Genomic DNA, 16,378 nt, shown 5'->3' with positions numbered 1-16,378 from the left:
CGCGCTGACCGGCGCCGGCCTCAGCGAGCACGAGGCGGAGACCTATGCGGAGGGCGTGCGCCGGGGCGGGACCCTCGTCACCGCGCGCGTCGACGAGGGCCATGCCGACCGCGTCCTCGCCATCCTCGATCGGCACGGCTCGATCGATCTCGACGAGCGGGCGCAGGGCTGGCGGGCACAGGGCTGGACCGGCGGGATGACCGGCTCGGACGGGGCGAGGGGTGAGATCGGGTCGACCGCGATCGGCGCCGCGGGCTCGACCACGACGGGGCTCGACACCGAGAGCGGTCACACCCTGCTGCCGGCGGAGGAGCACAAGGCCGCCGGCACGCCGCCTGCGCCGACCCAGACCTTCGGATCGGACCGCCGCTGACCGCCCGAACCTAGTCGCCTTGCGGCGATCAGGTTATCTGCTTGCGGGCGAACAGGGCGGCGGCGAAGAACACCGCCGCGCCCGCCGCGACCAGGCTGCTCATCAGCAGGCGCCGCGGTTGCGTCGAGGATTCCGCCAGCACCGGCTCGACGATCGGGCTGAAGAACTCGATCTGCCGCGCCGCGATCATCCGCGCGCGCTCGTTGGCGGCGATGACCTTGGCGTAGTATTTCTCGGTGTCCTTGCGCTCGTTGTCCAAGGCTTCGAAGCGCGTCAGCGCGTCGGAAAGCAGGCGCTTCTGCTCCGGATCCTGGCTCGCCGACTGACGCTCGATCCGGCTGATGTTGTCGTCGAGGTCCTTGATCTGCGCCTTCATGTCTTGGATCCGGCGCGATTCCGGTGCGAGGTCGCGCAGCGACATCGTCAGCTGAACCGACAGGTTGATGCGCGCGGCACGAAGCTCGCCGATCACCTTCAGATTGGTCTCGTTGGCCTTCTGCGCGTCGAGGACGCCGTCCCGGTTGCGCAGGTCGCGCACCGCGAGGCGGATCTTGGCGAGGCGTTCCTCGGCGAGGCGCATCTCGCGGTTGCTCTCGGCGACCGCGTCGGTGCGCGCGCGCATGCTGAGCTCGTTCACCATCCGCTCGGCTTCCGCCATCACCGCCTTGGTGATCGCCAGCGACTCGGCCGGGTCGAATGCCGACACCGTCAGCGACATGATGCCGGAGCTGCCCTCGAGCTCGACGTTCACGCGCTCGCGCCAGTATTTCAGGAACTTCTCGATCGGCTTCTCGGCGTCGAAGCGGGAGAGGAAGTCGATCTGATCCCGGCTGAACCATTCCCGGATCGGCAGCTTCGCCTGAATGACTTCCAGCATCGGCCGGCTGAGGACGTACTGGTGCGTGATCAGCACGTCCTGGGCCAGCATCTCCTTGGGAACGCCGGCGTTGGTGCCGACCGCGTCGGGGGTCGCCTTCTCGGCGCCGCCGAGCGCCGGGCGCAGCGCGAAGCGCGCCTCGGTGACGAAGCGGTCGGAGGCCATGAGGCCGTAATAGATCCCGCCGAGCGCGGTCGGCAGGACGAAGCAGAGCACGAACAGGATCGGCAGCCACGGATCGCTCTTCACGTGGCTCTGGTAGGAGCGGATGCCCTTCTTGCGGTCGGCGAAGCGGGACAGCCGCGCGATCTGGCTCAGCGACTCCGCCACCGCCTTGGACCGGTCGGCGGTCGTCAGCGGCTGGCCCTGGGGATTGCGGATCTCGACGTTCATGGACCTGCTGTTTCCGTTGTCCCGGCGGAGGCGGCGACCACCCTCGGCTTCGTGCGCGGCGAAACGATGTCCGCCGCGCCGCGCATCCTCACGCGTTCAGGCGGCGATAGACCTCGATCGCGTCGTTGACGTCCTCGTAGATGATCGCGCGGCCGTTGATCAGCACGATGCCCTGCGTGCACCACTCGCGGATGGTCTCCATCGAGTGGGACACCATGATGACGTCGGCCGACTTGCGCCGCTCGGCGAACACCTCCGAGCAGCGCCGCTGGAAGCGCGCGTCGCCGACCGCCGTGACCTCGTCGATCAGGTAGCAGTCGAACGGGATCGCCATGCTCATCCCGAAGGCGAGGCGGGAGCCCATGCCCGAGGAGTAGGTCCGGATCGGCACGTCGAGGTAGCTGCCGAGCTCGGAGAAGTCCTCGACGTAGTCGAGCACCCGCTTCGGGTCCTCGCCGTACACCCGGGCGACGAAGATCACGTTGTCGCGCCCCGTCATCATCGGGTGGAAGCCGCCGCCGAAGCCGAGCGGCCAGGAGACCCGGAGGTTCCGCTTGATCTTGCCGCTCGTCGGCTCCTCGGTGCCGCCGATCATGCGCATCGTCGTCGACTTGCCGGCGCCGTTGATCCCGAGGATGCCGTAGCTGATGCCGGGCTTCAGCGTCAGCGACACCCGCTCCAGGATCGTGCGGCGGTGGCCGTCGGTCTTGTAGATCTTGGTGACGTTCTCGAAGCGGATCACCGCGGGCCGGTCTCCTCGGCGCGACCGGGTCGGCAGGCCGCCCCGCGGCTGTGCGCACCGAAAACGGCGAATCTGAGGATGGCCGGCCGCGCGCCTAATCGACGGCCGGGGCGTGCAACTCGGCGTTGGTGAAGCGCTGCTGCTCCTCCATCACCAGCGCGCCGAGCTCGCGCTTGATCGCGTTGAAGTCCTGGCTCGCCGGATCGCGCGGGCGCGGCATCGGCACGACGACGTCGCGTTTGATCCGGCCCGGGCGGTAGGTCATCACCAGGATGCGGTCGGCGAGGTAGATCGCCTCCTCGATCGAGTGCGTCACGAACACGATCGTCTTGCGGTATTCCGACCAGATCCGGAGCAGCTCGTCCTGCAGCGTTCGGCGGGTCAGGGCGTCGAGCGCGCCGAAGGGCTCGTCCATCAGCATCACCGGCGGGTCGAGGGCCAGGATGCGGGCGATCGCGACGCGCTGGCGCATGCCGCCGGACAGGTCCTTCGGATAGCGCTTGCGGAAGTCGGAAAGGCCGAGCGTCGCGACGATGCGGTCGACGGTGACGGTCGCCTCGGGCTTGGGCACCCCCTTGATGTCGAGGCCGAAGCGCACGTTGTCCTCGACGTTCATCCACGGGAACAGCGCGTATTCCTGGAAGACCATGCCGCGGTCCGGCCCCGGCTGGGTCACCGGGCGGCCGCCCAGCGTGATCCGCCCGTCGGTCAGCGGGGTGAAGCCGGCGATGGCGTTCAGCAGGGTGGACTTGCCGCAGCCCGACGGACCGAGCAGGCACAGGAACTGGCCTTCGGGCACCGTGGCGGTGATGTCCTGCAGCGCCGCGACCGCGGCGGTTCCGGAGCCGAACACCTTCACGGCGTTCGCGACGACGATCTCTGCGGACATGAACGGCCTATCGCTCGAGGCCGCGATGCCAGCGCAGCAGGTGGTCGTTGAGGCGGCTCATCGCGCCGTCGATGATCAGGCCGAGGATGCCGATCGTCAGCATGCCGCCGATGATCTTGTCCGACCACATGTACTCGCGCGCCTCGAGGATGCGGTAGCCGAGGCCGTCGGAGACCGCGATCATCTCGGCGACGATCACGACGATGAAGGCCGTGCCGATCCCGATCCGCATGCCGGCCAGCACGTAGGGGCTCGCCGCCGGCAGGATCACGCGGCGGAACATCGTCCAGGAATTCGCCCCGAGGTTCCGGGCTGCGCGGATGTAGATCGAGTCCACCTGCCGGACGCCGGCGATGGTGTTGACCAGCACCGGGAAGAAGGTGCCGAGCGCGATCAGGAACAGGGCGGGCGGGTTGCCGAGCCCGAACCAAACGATGGCGAGCGGGATGTAGGCGATCGGCGGGATCGGGCGCAGCACCTGCAGCAGCGGGTTGAACAGCGCGTAGAGCCGGTCGCTGGTGCCGAGCATCAGCCCGGTCGGCACCGCGAGCCCGGCCCCGATGACGAAGCCCGACAGCACCCGCGTCAGGCTCGACACCGCGTCGTGCGGCATCTCGCCGGAGAAGAGCCAGGCGACGTAGCTCTCCTGGCCCGGCTCGTAGGGGAGGGCGGGCAGGAGGCCGGCATACCACTTCACCGCAACCGCGCTCGGCGGCGGCAGGACGATCGGCGAAAACACCCCGACCCGGCTCAGGATCTCCCAAAGGACCAGCAGCCCGACCGGGACGACGGCGCCGCGAAGCGAGGACAGCCGCATCACTTGATCTTCAGCTCGGCCTTGGCCCTGTCGAGAAGATCGGTCTTCACCCACTCGGCGTCGCTCTTGGGCGGGGTCACCATCTTACCCAGGCCGTACTTCATCATGTAGTCGGTGGTCGTCTGCATGTGGCCGGCCGGGACGTCGTAGGTGTAGCTCGCGTTGGCCATGCCGTCGCGAAAGTCCTGGCTCGAGAGCTGGCCCTTGAACACCGATTCCCGCACGTACTTCTCGGCGAGCGCCGGGTCGTCGATGAACGCCTTGGTCGCGGCCACGAACAGCTTGAGGACGCGTCCGGCGATCTCAGGCTTCTCGTTGTACATCTTCTCGGTCATCACGAGCGGACGCACCGGAATGCCGATCGGCGTGTCGTAGGGCTTGACCACCTCGACGCCCCAGCCGGCGCTGATCGCCTGGGTCGATTGCGGCTCCGACTGGCAGATCACGTCGACGTACTTCTGCGCCAGCGCCTGGTTCAGGTCGGCGTAGTTGTTGAAGTAGATCAGCTGCACGTCCTTGCCGGCGCGCTCGCCCCAGGTCATGCCGTGCTTGTCGAGCTCGGCGAGCAGCATCAGGTCCTGCGTCCCGCCGCGGACGGTGGCGACCTTGAGGCCCTTCACGTCCTTCAGCGTCTTCACCGCGTCGAGGTCCGGCCGCTTCAGGATCCGCACGCCGCCGTTGGCGAAGCCCGCCACGACGTAGAGCTTCACGCCGTTGCCGCGCGCCGCCACCGCGCCGTCGGCGCCCGAGGCCGAGATGTCGATCTGGTCGACCGCCATCGCCGGATAGATGTCGGCGCCCTTGGCGAACTGCTTCTCGTCGATCTTCAGGCCGAACTTCGGGGCGATCTCCTTCATGTACGAGATCGCGCCGTAATGGGCGAACTTCAGGTTCCCGAGGCGGACGACGTCGTCGGCCTGCGCCGCTCCGGCGGCCAGGAACAGGATTGCGGCGGCGGCAGCCGAAGCGCGCTTGAACATCGATGTCCTCCGGTCGCAGGTCGTCCCGCCTGCGTTTGGCCCGACGCTGTACGCCGGCCGTCGCATTGACTAGGCGCGGGCTCGACTGAAAGTAAAGCGCAGGGAGGCGACGCGGTGACAGCTGTTGAAACGGATGAAACCGGCCCGATAGCCGTGGTCGGCTGCGGCACGCTCGGCGCGAGCTGGGCGGCGCTCTTCCTGGCGCACGGCTTCGATGTGGCGGCCTACGACACCGCCCCCGGCTTCGCCGATCGGATGCTTGCGTCCGTCGCCCGATACCGCGATCAGCTGGCCGAGCTCGGCCCGACCGGCACGGGTCGCCTCGAGATCTGCGAGACGCTCGACCAAGCCGTGTCCGGCGCCGTCTTCGTCCAGGAGAACGCGCCGGAGAACGAGGCGGTCAAGCGCGCGATCCTGGCCGAGCTCGACGCGCGGGCGGCCCCCGGCGTGATCGTCGCGTCGAGCACCTCGGCGATGCTGCGCAGCCGGATCGTCGCCGATTGCGGCACGCCCGAGCGCGTGATCGTCGCCCACCCGTTCCACCCGCCGCACCTGGTTCCGCTGGTCGAGATCGTCGCCGGCGACGCCGCGATCGCCGAGCGCGCGGCAGCGTTCTACGCCGGGCTCGGACGGCGCCCGGTGATCCTGCGGCGCGAGATGCCGGGCCACGTCGCCAACCGCCTCGCCTCGGCCCTGTACCGCGAGGCGGTGAACCTCGTTGCCGAGGGGGTCGCGAGCGTCGCCGACATCGACGCCGCGCTCTGCAACGGGCCGGGCCTGCGCTGGGCGGCGATGGGGCCGCACATGACCTACCATCTCGGCGGCGGCGCGGGCGGCATCCGGCACTATCTCGACCATCTTGGCCCGAGCCAGGTCCGCCGCTGGGAGAGCCTCGGCCATCCCGACCTGAGCGAGGCGGTGAAGGACGCCATCGTCGAGGGCGTCGCGGCGGAGGCGGCCGGACGCTCGCTCGCCGACCTCGAAGCCCGCCGCGACCGGGCGCTGATCGACATCCTGAAGGCCCGGACCGAGGTCGCTGGGCCGTAGCCGGCGCAAGGGTTCGCTGCGGCCATGCGCCGGGCGCAGCGCGACGGCCGCAACGGGCGTGCTATGCGCGGCACCTCCTCGAACACGAACCGGTCGGCCATCCCGTGAACGCCGTGATGATCATCGTCCCGATCTTCGGGATCATCCTGATCGGCTGGGGCGCCGCGCTCGCCGGCCTGCTCTCCGACAAGGTGAGCGAGGGCCTGTCGGAATACGTCTTCGCCATCGCCGTGCCGTCGCTGATCATCGCGACGCTGACCAGGCCCGGCCTCGAAGGCGAGATCGCCTGGGGCTACTGGATCGCCTATTTCGGCGGCGCCGGCGTGTCGTGGCTCGCCGGCTCGCTGATTGCGCGGAGGCGGGACGGCATCGGGCGTCAGGGCGCGATCCTGCACGGCTTCGCTGCGAGCCAGTCCAACACGATCTTCGTCGGCGTGCCGACCATCCTGCAGGCCTACGGCGAGGAGGGCGCGTTCCCGCTCTTCCTGCTGCTCGCCGTCCACCTGCCGCTGATGATGGGCTGCGCCACCTTCCTGATCGAGGCGGAGGCCGGTCGCTCCCTGTGGCAGCGCCTGCGCGGCCTCGCTCTCGTGCTGATCCGCAACCCGATCTTCGTGGCGCTGCTCATCGGGATGGCGCTGAAGCAGGGCGGCGTCGTCCCGTCCGGCATCCCGAAGTCGCTGATCGACATGTTCGCGGCGACCGCCTCGACCTGCGCGCTGATCGCGCTCGGCGCCGGGCTGCGGCGCTACCGAGTGCTGTTCGACCTGCCGGGTGCCGTGGTGATCGCGCTGCTCAAGCTCGTCGTGCATCCGCTGATCGTGTGGCTGCTGGCGACCAAGGTGTTCGCGATGCCGCCGGCCTATGCCGGCGTCGCGACCCTGTTCGCGGCGATGCCGGTCGGCATCAACGCCTACCTGCTCGCCATGCGCTACCGCACCGAGACCGGGCTGATCGCGGCCTCCCTGCTGGTCTCGACGCTGCTCGCGCCCTTCACCACCATCGCCTGGCTGACCCTGCTCGGCCGGGCGTGACAGCGGCGCGCGGCTGACCCTTCGCCGCGCCGGGCGCGGTGGAAGTCGGCGCGCATCCGTCTATCTTCTCGAGCAACGGACCGGCGGACCACCGAACCGGCGAAGACAGTCTCGGAGAGGGACCGACCATGAACGCACCGATGCGCGCGCCTGCCGGAAGCGCCGGCCCCACGGCCAAGGCGTCGGCCGGCTTCGTCTGGGACGACCCGTTCCTGCTCGACGACCAGCTCACCGAGGACGAGCGCGCGATCCGCGACGTGGCGCACGACTTCGCGCAGGAGCGTTTGCTGCCCGGCATCGTCGAGGCCTACGCCGAGGAGAAGACCAACCCGGACCTGTTTCGCGAGATGGGCGCGCTCGGCCTGCTCGGCGTGACGATCCCGGAGGAGTACGGCTGCGCCGGCGCCGGCTACGTCGCCTACGGCTTGGTGGCCCGCGCCGTCGAGCGGGTCGATTCCGGCTACCGCTCGATGATGAGCGTGCAGTCGTCCCTGGTGATGTACCCGATCCACGCCTACGGCTCCGAGGCGCAGCGCCGCAAGTTCCTGCCGAAGCTCGCGTCCGGCGAGTTCATCGGTTGCTTCGGCCTGACCGAGCCCGATGCCGGCTCGGATCCCGGCGGGATGAAGACGCGAGCCGAGAAGATCGACGGCGGCTACCGCCTGTCGGGCGCCAAGATGTGGATCTCGAACGCGCCCTTCGCCGACGTGTTCGTGGTCTGGGCGAAGTCCGACGCGCATGACGGCGCGATCCGCGGCTTCATCCTGGAGAAGGGCATGAAGGGGCTCTCCGCCCCGACGCTGAAGGGAAAGCTGTCGCTTCGCGCCTCGACCACGGGCGAGATCGTGATGGAGGGCGTCGAGGTCGGCGAGGACGCGCTGCTGCCGAACGTCTCCGGGCTGAAGGGGCCGTTCGGCTGCCTCAACCGCGCCCGTTACGGCATCTCGTGGGGGGCGATGGGCGCCGCCGAGGATTGCTGGCACCGGGCGCGGTCCTACACCCTGGAGCGCAAGCAGTTCGGCCGTCCGCTGGCGCAGACGCAGCTGATCCAGAAGAAGCTCGCCGACATGCAGACCGAGATCACCCTCGGGCTGCAGGCGTCCTTACGCGTCGGCCGCCTGATGGACGAGGGCAAGATGGCGCCGGAGATGATCTCGCTGATCAAGCGCAACAATTGCGGCAAGGCGCTCGACATCGCGCGGACCGCCCGCGACATGCACGGCGGCAACGGCATCATGGGCGAGTACCACGTGATGCGGCACGCCCAGAACCTTGAGACGGTCAATACCTACGAGGGCACGCACGACGTCCACGCCCTGATCCTCGGGCGTGCGCAGACCGGGCTGCAGGCCTTCTTCTGAACGGAGGACCGCGACGATTGGATGTTTCGCCGCGGGCACACGATACAACGGTACGTTTCTCTCTCTCGCGCGTTGTTTATCCGACAACATCATGTCGATGAACGAGTGAGAATCTTATGAAACGGATTGTTCTGACATCCGCGCTGATGGTCGGCGCACTCGCGATGCTTCCGGCGACGGTCGACGCCCGCGGCTTCGGCGGTCGCGGCGGCGGCATCGGCGGCGGTCACGGCTTCGGCGGCGGCGGGTTCGGCGGCGGCCGTGGCTTCGGTGGTGGCCGCGGCTTCGGTGGTGGCGGCTTCGCGGGTCGCGGCATCGGCGGCGGCGGCTTCGCCAACCGAGGTGCGTTCGGCGGAAATGCCGGCTTCGCCAATCGCGGCGCATTCGGCGGAAACCGCGGCTTCGCCAACAACGCGGGCTTCGCCAACCGCGGGATCGGCCGGGGCTACGGCGCCGGTTATGGGCGCGGTTACCGCGGCGGGTACGGTCGCGGCCTCGGATACGGCGCTGCCGGGCTCGGCCTCGGGCTGGCGACCGGCGCGCTGATCGGCGGCGGCCTGGGTTACGGCTACGGCGGATACGGCTACGACGACAACTACTACGGCAGCGGCTATGCGCCGGCCGGCTACGGCTACGGCTACAATCCGGGATACACCGAGGTTCAGACCGAGGTGGCGCCGGGGCCGCAGGAGTCGGTGAGCTACTGCATCCAGCGCTTCCGCTCCTACGATGTGCGGTCGCAGACCTACCTCGGCAACGACGGCCAGCGGCATTCCTGCCCGTAACGGCATCGTACCGAACTGAAGGAGAGCCCCGCGGCCGAGAGGGTCGCGGGGCTTTTTGCTGCCGGCCGGATACCGTGCCGGGCCGAAGGGAAACTCACATCATGATGGCCGACGAAATCGAAGACCTGCACCGCGCCCGAACCGTGCTCGCACGCCAGCGCAACGCGATGACCAAGCGGCTCGCCGGGATCGATCTCGCGCCGGTCTCGATGGCCGAGGACCTGACCCGCATCCTCGTCGCGATCGAGGCCGTCGACCGGGCGCTGACCGCCGAGGGCCGCCCTTACATGGCGCCCGAGATACAGGCCGAGGGCTGACGGCCCAACGCCGACCCGAAAGGCTCGGGCCGGCGTTCCATGATCGATCACCCGTCGGATCGGCGCCCGCCAAGCGCCGGTCGTCCCTCGCCCGCGACCGGTCTCAGGCCGAGGCGACCTCGATCCGCACCGGGACCGACTTCGCCGCGGGCACCTTGCTGCGCTCGGCATGGTGCCAGAGCGGGATCAGCGGATTGCATTCGGGGTAGTAGCCGCCGACGCAACCCTTCGGGATGTCGTAGGCGAGCACCCGAAACCCATCCACCCGCCGAACGACCTGGTCGTTGGCCGCACCGACGAGATCGACGTTCTGCGCATCGCGCAGGCCGAGGCGGGCGATGTCGTCGCGGTTCATGAACAGCACCATGCGCGTGCCTTTGACGCCGCGGAAGCGATCGTCGTAGCCGTAGATCGTGGTGTTGAACTGATCGTTCGACCGCATCGTGATGAGACGCATCACGTCCGGATCAGCCTGCTCGGTGTCGGGATCGGCCGACAGCCCGCGGGGGGTGACGAAGTTCGCCTTGCCGCTCTCGGTCTTCCAATCGCGGTCGGCCGCGGGGATCGGACGGCGGAAGCCGCCGGGCGTCCACATCCGCGCGTTGAAGTCCTTGAACTGATCCGGATAGGTCGCCTCGATCGCGTCGCGCACGCTGGCGTAGTCGCTGCCCCAGCGATCCCAGTCGATTCGCGGATTGGGCGCCAGCGTCGCCTTGGCGATCCCGGCGACGATCCGCGGCTCGGAAAGCAGTTCCGGTCCCGCCGGCTCGGCATAGCCCTTCGAGCCGTGGATGCACGCGGTCGAATCCTCCATCGAGACCGCCTGCCGTCCTCCGGCCTGCTGGTCGATCTCGATCCGGCCGAGGCAGGGCAGGATGTAGGCGACCTCGCCGTGGATCAGGTGGTTGCGGTTGAGCTTGGTCGAGATCTGCACCGTCAGGCGCAGCGTCTTCCAGGCCGCCTCCATCAGCGTGGTCTCAGGGACGGCGCGGATGAAGTTCCCGCCGAGCGCCACGAACGCCTTCACCGACCCGTCGAGGATGCCCTCGCAGGCCTCGACGGTGTTGAAACCCTTCTCCATCGGCGGCTCGAAATCGTAGAGCTGCCGCAGCTTGTCGTTCGGCACCAGCTCCGGCTTCTCGGTGATGCCGACCGTGCGCTGCCCCTGGACGTTGGAGTGCCCCCGGACCGGGCAGATGCCGGCGCCGCGCTTCCCGATGTTGCCGCGCATCAGGAGCAGATTGACCAGGGCCTGCACCGTCTCGACGCCCATGCGGTGCTGCGTCAGCCCCATTCCGTAGACGCCGATCGTCGCCTTCGCCTTGGCGTAGGTCGCGGCCGTCTGCTCCAAGGCCTTCCGCGTCAGGCCGGAATGCCGCTCGAGCTCGTCCCAGGTCTTTTCGCGCACGGAGGCCGCGAACGCCTCGAAGCCCTGGGTGTGCTCGGCGATGAAGGCGGTGTCGAGAACCCGCTCCGCCCCGCTCGCGATCGCCGCGTCATCGAGCGCCAGCAGCGCCTTGCAGATGCCGTAGATCGCCCCGAGGTCGCCGCCGGCCTTCACCTGGAGGTACTGCGACGAGATCCGCGTCTCGGATCGCGTCAGCATCTCGAGCGGCGCCTGCGGGTTGGTGAAGCGCTCCAGCCCGCGCTCGCGGAACGGGTTGAAGGTGATGATCGGGACGCCGCGCCGGCTGGCGTCCTGCAGCGGGTGCAGCATCCGCGGCGCGTTCGAGCCGGGGTTCTGGCCGAAGAACAGGATGCAGTCGGTATGCTCGAACGCCTCCAGCAACACGGTGCCGACCGGCGAGCCGATGCTCTCGGGCAGGGCCACGGAGGTCGATTCGTGGCACATGTTCGACGAGTCGGGCAGGTTGTTGTTGCCGTAGAGCCGCGCCAGCAGGCCGTACATGTACGAGGTCTCGAGCGAGGCGCGGCCCGAGGCGTAGAACACCGCCTGCTTCGGCTCGAGCGCCTTCAGCTCGGCGCCGATCTCCGCGAAGGCGTCGTCCCACGAGACCGGCCGGTACCGGTCGGTCGCCGCGTCCCAGCGCAGCGGCACGGTGAGGCGGCCGAGCTCCTCGAGATCGTAGTCGCGCCAGCCGGCGAGCTCGGTCACGGTATGGGCGGCGAAGAAGTCGGCGCCGACGCGCTTGCGCGTCACCTCCCACGCGGTGGCCTTGGCGCCGTTCTCGCAATACTCGAACACCGCCGGCTTGCCGGGCTTGGCCCAGGCGCAGCTGACGCACATGAACCCGCCGGGCTTGTTTTGGTGGCGCAGCATCAACCCGCCGGTGACGGGGATCTGCTCGCGCAGCAGGATCTCGGTCAGCGACTTCGCCGACCCCCAGCCGCCGGCCGGCCCCTCGTAGGGATCGAGCTGCACCGAATCCGTCATTCCCGAGACTCCAACTTCGCGTTCGCGGATCGGGCCGAAGGCGCGATCATCGGGGAAGAACCGTCCGTCGGTGCGAAAGGGTCCGGTCGGGCGCATGCGGCAAACATCGCGCGCGCGCAGGGTCGGCGGCGGACGGTCGGCCGTGCTACGGCTCGCCCCGGCCATCATCGAAAGCACGCCCCCGATTGTCCGACCGGAACGAGACCCCGCTGCCGCGCGCCGCAGACGCCCCGCGCGACGCCCGAACCGAAGCGGTCCTCGACCGGATCGCCGCCGCGGGGAGCACCCGCTTCGGGACCGGCGAGCACGGGCTCGATCTCGTGCGCATCGACGCCGCGGGCGCAACGCTCGCGCAGCGCATCGACCCGGAGGCGCCCGCGCCGGCGTGGTGGGACCCCGAATGCGGCGGCCTGAACCTCGCCGACGCGGTCCTCGACCGGGCCCGGATGGAAGGGGCGAACCTCTCGGCCGCGAACCTGCGGCGGGCGAACCTCTCCGGCGCGGTCGGCCGCTCCGCCACCTTCGCCGGCGCGAACCTGGAAGAGGCCGACCTCGGCGAGGCCGACCTCAGCGGCACCGATTTCCGGGGCATCGTCGCCGGCCAGGCGAGCTTCCGCGAGGCGATGCTGGAGGATGCACGCTTCGACGACGCGGCGTTGCGCTTCGCGAAGTTCCCGCAGGCGCTGCTCGACGGCGCGAACTTCTCCGGCGCCGACCTGTGGGGCGCGGACTTCACCGGGGCGGATGCCGACGACACCAGCTTCAAGGGGGCGCGGCTCGACGAGGCCGACCTCTCCGACGTGAACCTGACGCACGCGGACTTCGAGGGCGCGAGCCTGACCAAGGCGCGCCTCGTCGGCTCGCGGCTTCGCGGCGCCAACCTCTCGAACGTCAAGCTCGACGGCGCCGACCTCTCCGGCGCGGACCTCTCGGAGACCAGCCTGGTCCGGCTCAACTTCGTCACGTGCAAGCTGCACCATGCCCGCTTCGCCGGCGCCTGGCTCAACGGCACGCGGATGCGGATCGAGCAGCTCGGCGGCATGGTCGGCGAGGAGGCCGCGGGCGACTACACCGGCGCGCAGGCGAGCTACCTCGCGCTGGAGCAGAACCTGAAGAGCATCGGGAGCCACGACGAGGCGAGCTGGGCGTACAAGCGCGGCCGAAGGATGGGACGGTTCGAGGCCGGGGAGAAGACCCGCGCGGCCTGGACCGCACGGGACGGGCGGGCGTTCCTGCGCCACGGCTACCGCTGGACTTCGGACCGCTTCGTCGAGTGGCTGTGCGACTACGGCGAGAGCCTGTCGCGGATCGCCCGCGCCTTCGCCATCCTGATCGTCGTCTTCGCGGTCCTGTTCGGTTTCGCCGGCGGCCTGATCCCGGACGGGTCGACCGAGCCGACCCGGAACGCCGTCGACTGGCTGAGCTACAGCGCGCTCAACATGATGACGGCGAACCCGCCGGAGATCGGCGTCAAGCCGATCGGCCGCTTCACCAACCTGCTCGTCGGCATCGAAGGCGCCGCCGGCATCATCCTGATGGGGTTGTACGGCTTCGTGCTCGGCAACCGGCTGCGCCGCTGATTTTGCCGGGTGCGCCCTATGTCACGGGGCAGGGCCGCGCCGGCCGAGGATCACGCACCTTCATGCCCGACTGGATTCGCGACACCGTGTGGTGGCAGGTCTACCCGCTCGGCTTCGTCGGGGCGGAAGGCACGCGCCGACGCGGCGCCGAGGTCGCGCATCGCCTGGACCACATCGTCGCCTGGCTCGACTACGCCGCCGATCTCGGCGCGACCGGCCTCGCGCTCGGCCCGATCTTCGCGTCCGAGACCCACGGCTACGACACGATCGACTACCTGCGCATCGACCCGCGGCTCGGCGACGAGGCCGACTTCGACCGGCTGATCGCGGCGGCCCATGCCCGCGGGCTGAAGGTCCTGCTCGACGGCGTGTTCAACCATGTCGGGCAGGATTTTCCGGCGTTCCGCACTGTCCTCGACGAGGGCCCGTCCGCCGCCCGGGCCGGCTGGTTCCACCTGTCCTGGCCGGAGGGCACCAACCCCGGCGACGTACCGGACCACCGCTGCTTCGAGGGCCACAGCGCCCTGGTCACCCTGAACCACGACCACCCAGAGGTCGCCGACCACGTCGTCGCGGTGATGAACCACTGGCTGGCCCGCGGCGCAGACGGCTGGCGCCTCGACGCGGCCTACGCCGTCCCGCGCGCCTTCTGGACGCGCGTCCTGCCGCGGGTCCGCGCGGCGCATCCGGACGCCTACCTCGTCGGCGAGGTGATCCACGGCGATTACGCTGGCATGCTCGCCGAGACCGGCCTCGATTCGGTGACGCAGTACGAGCTGTGGAAGGCAATCTGGAGCGGCTTCAACGACCGCAACCTGTTCGAGCTGGCACACGCCCTGAAGCGGCACGACGACTTTCTCGACGCCTTCGTGCCGATGACCTTCGTCGGCAACCACGACGTCACCCGGATCGCGAGCCGGATCGCCGACATCCGGCACCTGCCCCATGCCCTGGCGGTGCTGCTCACCGTCGGCGGCACGCCCTCGATCTATGCCGGCGACGAGCAGGCCTTCCGCGGCATCAAGGAGGACCGGGCCGGCGGCGACGACGCCGTCCGCCCGGCCTTCCCCCCGAGCCCCGACGACCTCGCGCCGGAAGGCTGGCCGACCTACCGGCTGCATCAGGACCTCATCGCCCTGCGCCGGCGGCATCCGTGGCTGCACACGGCGCGGACGCGCGCGCTGCACCTGACCAACACCGCCCTGACGCTGGAAGCGCACGGCGACGGGCAACGGCTCCTCCTCGCCCTTAACCTGTCGAACGAGCCGTCGGAGCAGCCGGCGCCGGGCGCGCTCGGCCTCGAAGCCGGGCAGGGCGAGGTGATCGGCGAGGGCGAAGCCCAGGCCCGCATCCGCCTTTCGCCGCACGGATGGGCGATCCTCGCGGCAAAGGCGTGATCGCCAGGCGCGCCGCCCTAGGTGGAGATCGTGAAGCGGACGAGGCCGACCATGCAGACGCGAGCGCGCACGACCGGGATCCGCAAGCCGTCGCACGGGCACCTCGTCTTCGCGGTCTCGCTCGGCATCGTCGCGCATGCCGGGGCCGCCTCGGCGCTGGAAGTGACCCGCTCCCGCATCGTCGCCGCGCCGCCCGCCGCGATCTGGTCGTTGATCGGCGGCTTCTGCGACATCGCGCGGTGGCACCCGCAGGTGACGCGCTGCACGCTGTCATCGGAAGACGGCGCCCCGGTGCGCGCCCTCGTCGCGGCGGGCGGCCTCGGCACGCTCATCGAGATCGAGACCGCGCGGGACGAGGCGGCGCTGAGCTATTCCTACAGGCTCGTCTTCGGGCCGTTGCCCGCGAAGGACTACACGTCGACGCTCTCGGTCACGCCGATCGGCAAGGGCGCGACGGTCACCTGGACCGCGCGCTTCGAGGCGGAGGGGATGACCGAGGCCGAGGCGGTCGCCGACATCGCCGGCGTCTACGAGGCGGGCCTCGCCGGCATCGCCAAGGAAGCCGCTCCCTAGGCGAGCCGTGCGGTCAGTCCTTCGACAGGCTGTCGATGAGGTGGTTCAGGTCGATGCGCATCGCCTGCACCTCGGGCTCGGTCAGATCGAGTTGGCACATGACGCTCTGGCGCACCTCCGCCGCGTCGGCGCGCAGGGCACGCCCCTTCTCGGTCAGGGCGATCTCGACCTCGCGCTCGTCGGAGCGGCGTCGGTTGCGCTGGAGCAAGCCGGCCGCCTCGAGCCGCTTGAGCACCGGCGTCAGCGTGCCGGAATCGAGGCGCAGGCGCCGCCCGATTTCGGAGACGGTGACCCCGTCGGTCTCCCACAGGACCATCAGCACGAGATATTGCGGGTAGGTCAGCCCGATCCGCTCCAGCAGCGGGCGGTATGACTTCGTCATCCGGTGCGCGGCCGCATAGAGGGCGTAGCAGAGCTGGTTGTCGAGCAGCAGGGGATCCCTGGTCCGCTCGGCTTCCGCCTCGGGCGCCTCCCGCGTCGCCTCCGTCATGCACGCCATCTCAGTCGCCCACATCGTCACGCGCGAGTCTCCGTCGCGCTCGCGCGTCGCCCCGGCCTTCCCGCATAGCACGATATGTCCGATCGGTGAGGGGGCGAACGTGAAATTCCGTCGCAAACCTCATTGCATAGAGCCACTTATTGCATGGAGCCACTTGCCGTCTCAGGCGGCGAGCGCGTCGAGGCTCGCGAGCAGGCCGGGCTCGTCCTCAAGCGTGCGCAGGTCGAGGTGCAGGGCGCCGTCGGCGATCCGGCCGATCACCGGGACCGGCAGATCGCGCAGGAGGGCGGCCATGCGCTTCGGCCAGGCACCGCCGCGG

15 protein-coding genes and 2 pseudogenes are annotated in these 16,378 nt (G+C 69.7%); 9 read left to right on the top strand and 8 right to left on the bottom strand.

The window, feature by feature from the left end:
- Positions 1 to 373, top strand: a pseudogene (locus FV223_RS31605) (hypothetical protein); the annotation flags it as partial.
- Positions 374 to 401: 28 nt separating this feature from the next.
- On the opposite strand, the gene FV223_RS06670 reads toward FV223_RS31605, so the two are convergent.
- From FV223_RS06670 to FV223_RS06650, 5 genes are all read right to left on the bottom strand, one after another.
- Entirely contained in the window at positions 402 to 1,643 is a 1,242-nt protein-coding gene (locus FV223_RS06670) for a capsule biosynthesis protein (protein ID WP_147726066.1), read from the bottom strand.
- 88 nt (positions 1,644 to 1,731) lie between these two features.
- On the bottom strand, positions 1,732 to 2,385 hold the full coding sequence (locus FV223_RS06665; RefSeq protein WP_147726065.1) for an ABC transporter ATP-binding protein: 654 nt from the start codon (positions 2,383 to 2,385) through the stop codon (positions 1,732 to 1,734).
- 94 nt (positions 2,386 to 2,479) lie between these two features.
- Positions 2,480 to 3,274: an ABC transporter ATP-binding protein gene (locus tag FV223_RS06660; protein WP_147726064.1), complete on the bottom strand. Its 795-nt coding sequence runs from the start codon at positions 3,272 to 3,274 to the stop codon at positions 2,480 to 2,482.
- A 7-nt stretch (positions 3,275 to 3,281) separates the two neighbouring features.
- Positions 3,282 to 4,091: an ABC transporter permease gene (locus tag FV223_RS06655; RefSeq protein ID WP_147726063.1), complete on the bottom strand. Its 810-nt coding sequence runs from the start codon at positions 4,089 to 4,091 to the stop codon at positions 3,282 to 3,284.
- Positions 4,091 to 5,071, bottom strand: coding sequence for an ABC transporter substrate-binding protein (locus FV223_RS06650; protein ID WP_147726062.1), 981 nt, complete (start codon positions 5,069 to 5,071; stop codon positions 4,091 to 4,093). Before FV223_RS06650 ends, FV223_RS06655 begins: the two co-directional genes overlap by 1 nt.
- 114 nt (positions 5,072 to 5,185) lie before the next feature.
- On the opposite strand from FV223_RS06650, the gene FV223_RS06645 reads away from it, so the two are divergent.
- The 5 genes from FV223_RS06645 to FV223_RS06625 all read left to right on the top strand — a co-directional run bounded on the left by FV223_RS06645 (position 5,186) and on the right by FV223_RS06625 (position 9,615).
- Positions 5,186 to 6,118 (top strand): 3-hydroxyacyl-CoA dehydrogenase NAD-binding domain-containing protein, encoded by a 933-nt coding sequence (locus tag FV223_RS06645; RefSeq protein ID WP_187274646.1) that lies wholly within the window; start codon positions 5,186 to 5,188, stop codon positions 6,116 to 6,118.
- 104 nt (positions 6,119 to 6,222) lie between these two features.
- Positions 6,223 to 7,152 (top strand): AEC family transporter, encoded by a 930-nt coding sequence (locus FV223_RS06640; RefSeq protein WP_147726061.1) that lies wholly within the window; start codon positions 6,223 to 6,225, stop codon positions 7,150 to 7,152.
- A 140-nt stretch (positions 7,153 to 7,292) separates the two neighbouring features.
- The gene (locus FV223_RS06635; protein WP_243946291.1) at positions 7,293 to 8,513 is read left to right on the top strand and encodes an acyl-CoA dehydrogenase; all 1,221 of its coding nucleotides are present in this window, start codon (positions 7,293 to 7,295) and stop codon (positions 8,511 to 8,513) included.
- A 146-nt stretch (positions 8,514 to 8,659) separates the two neighbouring features.
- Positions 8,660 to 9,298 carry a BA14K family protein gene (locus FV223_RS06630; protein ID WP_348644783.1) on the top strand — a complete coding sequence of 213 codons (639 nt, stop codon included), beginning with the start codon at positions 8,660 to 8,662 and terminating at the stop codon, positions 9,296 to 9,298.
- A gap of 101 nt (positions 9,299 to 9,399) precedes the next feature.
- Positions 9,400 to 9,615 (top strand): hypothetical protein, encoded by a 216-nt coding sequence (locus FV223_RS06625; protein WP_147726058.1) that lies wholly within the window; start codon positions 9,400 to 9,402, stop codon positions 9,613 to 9,615.
- Between the two features lie 103 nt (positions 9,616 to 9,718).
- On the opposite strand, the gene FV223_RS06620 is transcribed toward FV223_RS06625, so the two are convergent.
- A complete protein-coding gene (locus FV223_RS06620; RefSeq protein ID WP_147726057.1) occupies positions 9,719 to 12,010 on the bottom strand; it encodes an FdhF/YdeP family oxidoreductase in 2,292 nt (763 codons plus the stop codon).
- Between the two features lie 185 nt (positions 12,011 to 12,195).
- Between FV223_RS06620 and FV223_RS06615 the strand changes: the two genes are divergently transcribed.
- The 3 genes from FV223_RS06615 to FV223_RS06605 all read left to right on the top strand — a co-directional run bounded on the left by FV223_RS06615 (position 12,196) and on the right by FV223_RS06605 (position 15,560).
- Complete coding sequence (locus FV223_RS06615; RefSeq protein ID WP_246686523.1) at positions 12,196 to 13,590, top strand: pentapeptide repeat-containing protein; 1,395 nt, start codon at positions 12,196 to 12,198, stop codon at positions 13,588 to 13,590.
- A gap of 62 nt (positions 13,591 to 13,652) precedes the next feature.
- Entirely contained in the window at positions 13,653 to 14,987 is a 1,335-nt protein-coding gene (locus FV223_RS06610) for an alpha-amylase family glycosyl hydrolase (protein ID WP_147726056.1), read from the top strand.
- Between the two features lie 51 nt (positions 14,988 to 15,038).
- Positions 15,039 to 15,560, top strand: a complete 522-nt coding sequence (locus tag FV223_RS06605) for an SRPBCC family protein (protein ID WP_147726055.1) — start codon at positions 15,039 to 15,041, stop codon at positions 15,558 to 15,560.
- A 13-nt stretch (positions 15,561 to 15,573) separates the two neighbouring features.
- Here the strand turns inward: FV223_RS06605 and FV223_RS06600 are convergent, their stop codons facing one another.
- Both FV223_RS06600 and FV223_RS31600 read right to left on the bottom strand, forming a co-directional pair.
- Positions 15,574 to 16,050 carry a MarR family transcriptional regulator gene (locus tag FV223_RS06600; RefSeq protein ID WP_147726067.1) on the bottom strand — a complete coding sequence of 159 codons (477 nt, stop codon included), beginning with the start codon at positions 16,048 to 16,050 and terminating at the stop codon, positions 15,574 to 15,576.
- A gap of 171 nt (positions 16,051 to 16,221) precedes the next feature.
- Positions 16,222 to 16,378: pseudogene (locus FV223_RS31600) on the bottom strand (L-seryl-tRNA(Sec) selenium transferase); the annotation flags it as partial.

This window comes from Methylobacterium sp. WL116, assembly GCF_008039455.1.
Lineage (GTDB): Bacteria > Pseudomonadota > Alphaproteobacteria > Rhizobiales > Beijerinckiaceae > Methylobacterium.
Note: the sequence above shows the minus strand (reverse complement) of the source record. Positions and strands in the feature narration are given on the sequence as shown.